The following is a 1,468-nucleotide window of genomic DNA, read 5'->3' on the forward strand; positions in this document are numbered from 1 at the left end:
GTATCTGGTAATCTTTCAGTCTGTTCAATTCGTCCCAAGTCAGGAATATTACCTTTTTAGAGGTGGTTTTTAATTTGGGTTTGAATGTATCGTATGCAATGTTCTGATGATGTCCTTTTTTGAAACTCCAGCGCAGGAACCATTTGAGAAATCCCATTTGTTTGCCGATGGTGCTGTTCCTCATGTCTTTCTTATCACGCAAGAAATTGACATATTCGTTTAACCCGAACTCGTTGAAGTATTCAAAGGTTACATCTTCCTTGAACTCTTTGAGGTGGTTTCTCACTGCTGCAAATTTCTCATAGGTGGATGCCGTCCAATTATTCTGGTTGCCACACTCTTTTACAAACTCATCGAACACTTCCCAAAAACTTATCTGCGCTTCTTCCTGCTGTTCTTCACTGTTGTCTTTCATCCGCAGATTGAACGCATCCTTTAGCTGTTGGGTGGTCGGCATGGTTTCCTGTACCTCAAACTCCTTGAACACGTTTTGAATCTCGGCATAGTATTTCAGCAAGTCCGCATTGATTTCGGATGCGCTTTGTTTCAGCTTGTTGGTGCATCCGTTCTTTACCCGTTGTTTGTCGGCATCCCATTTGGCTACGTCAATCCGGTAGCCTGTTGTAAACTCGATGCGTTGGCTTGCGTATATGACACGCATACGGATAGGTACGTTCTCTACGATTGGTACACCGTTCTTCTTCCGGCTCTCCAATGCAAAAATGATGTTGCGTTTGATATTCATAATTGGGTGCGTTTGAAATTCTACACCCAAATATACACCCAAAAATTGAAATAACAAAAGGCATTTAGAAAGATTTAGATTTACTCTGCATTGTATATAATATGTGATTATCAATGATTTGCAATTTTATGATATTTTCTGAAAGCGTAGGTTCGGGAGCCTCCCTCTCCGCTGAACGTGCTGGACAGAAATGGTCAGCAAACGGACAAAAAGCTACAAATCAATGATTTGTGGCTTTTTTTATTGCCCGAAAGTCCTGCTTCCAAGACTTCAAAAGTACGGTAAAAGACAAAGGATAGTGTCCCCAAAAGTGTGTAAATCCTTTCTTTTTTCATCTTTGCAAATCTATTCATTTTTAATAAAATAATCTTGATTCTAAAAAATTATAAATAGGGTATTTATAAATATCCGCGTTTTGAGCCACGGTCCCCATCAGTAGAATGACGGCCTGTGGATTCGGCATGGCCCCTCTCATGTTAATAACCCTCTTATAATCCCTGTTCAGTCTTTCGATCCAGTTCGTGGTATAAATCATTCCCCTGATTTCCCTTTCATATTTGAAGTATGTAAAATAAAACCTGTACCTGTCGTGCTGGTATCTCTTTAGCGGCGGGTAACTCTTTTGCCACCTTTGTATGAACTCCTTAAATACACCGAATGCCTTTTCCGGCGTGATGTCCCATTGGTCAGGAGAGCAGATTTGTTTGAGTTCCTCCATAACCT

The 1,468-nt window shown here is 40.6% G+C and carries 2 protein-coding genes; both read right to left on the reverse strand.

Annotated elements, in window-relative coordinates; all coding sequences use genetic code 11:
* On the reverse strand, positions 1 to 745 hold a 745-nt coding region (locus WS42_RS14665; RefSeq protein ID WP_046451361.1), incomplete at its 3' end, for a phage integrase SAM-like domain-containing protein.
* 355 nt (positions 746 to 1,100) lie between these two features.
* The coding region (locus tag WS42_RS14670) for a transposase (protein WP_046451343.1) at positions 1,101 to 1,468 on the reverse strand (368 nt) is incomplete at its 5' end.

It is taken from the genome of Odoribacter sp. N54.MGS-14 (assembly GCF_000980295.1).
Lineage (GTDB): Bacteria > Bacteroidota > Bacteroidia > Bacteroidales > Marinifilaceae > Odoribacter > Odoribacter splanchnicus.